At 56.0% G+C, this 3378-nt stretch carries 2 rRNA genes; both read right to left on the reverse strand.

Going from position 1 to position 3378, the window contains the following annotated elements:
* Positions 1-5 precede the first annotated feature (5 nt).
* Positions 6-122: ribosomal RNA gene (gene rrf / locus Afe05nite_RS43375) — 5S ribosomal RNA — on the reverse strand.
* 91 nt (positions 123-213) lie between these two features.
* Positions 214-3322: ribosomal RNA gene (locus Afe05nite_RS43380) — 23S ribosomal RNA — on the reverse strand.
* Positions 3323-3378 lie beyond the last annotated feature (56 nt).

Below are 3378 nucleotides of genomic sequence, written 5' to 3' on the forward strand. Positions count from 1 at the left end.
GTTGAGTCCGGCGGCGTCCTACTCTCCCACACCCTCCCGAGTGCAGTACCATCGGCGCTGGAGGGCTTAGCTTCCGGGTTCGGAATGAGACCGGGCGTTTCCCCTCCGCTATGACCACCGAAACAGCTGCCAGCATTCCGAACATCAACCGTCCGTAACGGGTGTTCGTTTGCTGTGAATCACACAGTGGACGCGTCAAGCACAAAGTTTAAAATAGTTAAGCCCTCGGCCTATTAGTACCGGTCGACTGAACCAGTTACCTGGCTTACATCTCCAGCCTATCAACCCAATAGTCTCTTGGGAGCCTTACCCACTCAAGGTGGTGGGATACCTCATCTCGAAGCAGGCTTCCCGCTTAGATGCTTTCAGCGGTTATCCCTTCCGAACGTAGCCAACCAGCCGTGCCCCTGGCGGGACAACTGGCACACCAGAGGTTCGTCCGTCCCGGTCCTCTCGTACTAGGGACAGCCCTTCTCAAGTATCCAACGCGCACGGCGGATAGGGACCGAACTGTCTCACGACGTTCTAAACCCAGCTCGCGTACCGCTTTAATGGGCGAACAGCCCAACCCTTGGGACCTGCTACAGCCCCAGGATGCGACGAGCCGACATCGAGGTGCCAAACCATCCCGTCGATATGGACTCTTGGGGAAGATCAGCCTGTTATCCCCGGGGTACCTTTTATCCGTTGAGCGACACCGCTTCCACACGCAAGTGCCGGATCACTAGTCCCGACTTTCGTCCCTGCTCGACCTGTCAGTCTCACAGTCAAGCTCCCTTGTGCACTTACACTCAACACCTGATTGCCAACCAGGCTGAGGGAACCTTTGGGCGCCTCCGTTACCCTTTAGGAGGCAACCGCCCCAGTTAAACTACCCACCAGACACTGTCCCTCGACCCGATCAGGGCCGCAAGTTAGATACCCAAATCCAACAGAGTGGTATTTCAACAATGCCTCCACCCGAACTGGCGTCCGGACTTCACAGGCTCCCACCTATCCTACACAATTAAATTCGGATACCAATGTCAAGCTATAGTAAAGGTCCCGGGGTCTTTCCGTCCTGCCGCGCGTAACGAGCATCTTTACTCGTACTGCAATTTCGCCGGGCCTGTGGTTGAGACAGTGGGGAAGTCGTTACGCCATTCGTGCAGGTCGGAACTTACCCGACAAGGAATTTCGCTACCTTAGGATGGTTATAGTTACCACCGCCGTTTACTGGCGCTTAAGTTCTCCGCCTCGCCCCGAAGAGCTAACAGGTCCCCTTAACGTTCCAGCACCGGGCAGGCGTCAGTCCATATACATCGTCTTACGACTTGGCATGGACCTGTGTTTTTAGTAAACAGTCGCTTCCCCCTGCTCTCTGCGGCCATACCACGCTCCACCCGCAAAGGGGCTTCACGCGTCCGGCCCCCCTTCTCCCTAAGTTACGGGGGCAATTTGCCGAGTTCCTTAACCACAGTTCGCCCGTCGCCTCGGTATTCTCTACCTGACCACCTGTGTCGGTTTCGGGTACGGGCCGCTCGGAACATCGCTAGAGGCTTTTCTCGGCAGCATAGGATCACTGACTTCACCTGATACGGCTCGGCATCACGTCTCAGCCTCAATGCCACGCGGATTTGCCTACGTGACGGCCTACACGCTTACCCCAGGACAACCACCGCCTGGGACCAGCTACCTTCCTGCGTCACCCCATCGCTAAACTACTACCACCCGAGGTCCTAGACTCCACCAACTCAGACCGAAGTCCTCACCGGCTTTGCGTAGTTAGTACAAGCAGGTTCGTCTTGGGCGTTCCTTCGCGGGTACGGGAATATCAACCCGTTATCCATCGACTACGCCTCTCGGCCTCGCCTTAGGCCCCGACTCACCCAGGGCGGAATAGCCTGGCCCTGGAACCCTTGGTCATTCGGCGGAAGAGTTTCTCACTCTTCATTCGCTACTCATGCCTGCATTCTCACTCGTATCGCCTCCACACCTGGGTCACCCCGGCGCTTCACTGGCGATACGACGCTCCCCTACCCATCCACACGACTGCACCCGGAAAACAAGTCCCCGAGCGGATCAAAATGTGAATGCCACAGCTTCGGCGGTGTGCTTGAGCCCCGCTACATTGTCGGCGCAGAACCACTTGACCAGTGAGCTATTACGCACTCTTTAAAGGGTGGCTGCTTCTAAGCCAACCTCCTGGTTGTCAATGCGATCCCACATCCTTTTCCACTTAGCACACGCTTAGGGGCCTTAGCTGGTGATCTGGGCTGTTTCCCTCTCGACTACGAAGCTTATCCCCCGCAGTCTCACTGCCGCGCTCTCACTTACCGGCATTCGGAGTTTGGCTGATTTCGGTAAGCTTGTAGGCCCCCTAGACCATCCAGTGCTCTACCTCCGGCAAGAAACACACGACGCTGCACCTAAATGCATTTCGGGGAGAACCAGCTATCACGGAGTTTGATTGGCCTTTCACCCCTAACCACAGGTCATCCCCCAACTTTTCAACGTTGGTGGGTTCGGTCCTCCACGCAGTCTTACCCACGCTTCAACCTGCCCATGGCTAGATCACCCCGCTTCGGGTCTAGAACACGCGACTACATTCGCCCTATTAAGACTCGCTTTCGCTACGGCTACCCCACACGGGTTAACCTCGCCACGTGCCACTAACTCGCAGGCTCATTCTTCAAAAGGCACGCCATCACCCCTCAAGGCTCTGACGGATTGTAGGCGAACGGTTTCAGGTACTATTTCACTCCCCTCCCGGGGTACTTTTCACCATTCCCTCACGGTACTTGTCCGCTATCGGTCACCAGGAAGTATTCAGCCTTACCAGGTGGTCCTGGCAGATTCACAGCAGATTCTAGGAGTCCGCTGCTACTCGGGAACACTGTAAAGAGGTCACACGCTTTCGCTTACGGGGCTCTCACCCTCTACGGCCGGCTTTCCCACACCGTTCAACTAACGAATGACTTTATAACTCTCCGACTGGTGTCAGCACAGTCAAACAGGTCCCACAACCCCCCGCATGCAACGCCTGACAGCTATCACACATACAAGGTTTAGGCTCAATCCGCTTTCGCTCGCCACTACTCACGGAATCACTATTGTTTTCTCTTCCTACCGGTACTGAGATGTTTCACTTCCCGGCGTTCCCCTCACATACCCTATGAATTCAGGTACGGATGACACGACATGACTCGTGCCAGGTTTCCCCATTCGGACACCCTGGGATCACAGCTTGGTTGACAGCTCCCCCAGGCCTATCGCGGCCTCCCACGTCCTTCATCGGCTCCTGGTGCCAAGGCATCCACCGTTCGCCCTTGACAACTTAACCACAGAAAACAAGATGCTCGCGTCCACTGTGCAATTCTCAACCAACGACCAACCCAA

It is taken from the genome of Paractinoplanes ferrugineus (genome assembly GCF_016862195.1).
In the GTDB taxonomy this organism is placed as follows: domain Bacteria; phylum Actinomycetota; class Actinomycetes; order Mycobacteriales; family Micromonosporaceae; genus Actinoplanes; species Actinoplanes ferrugineus.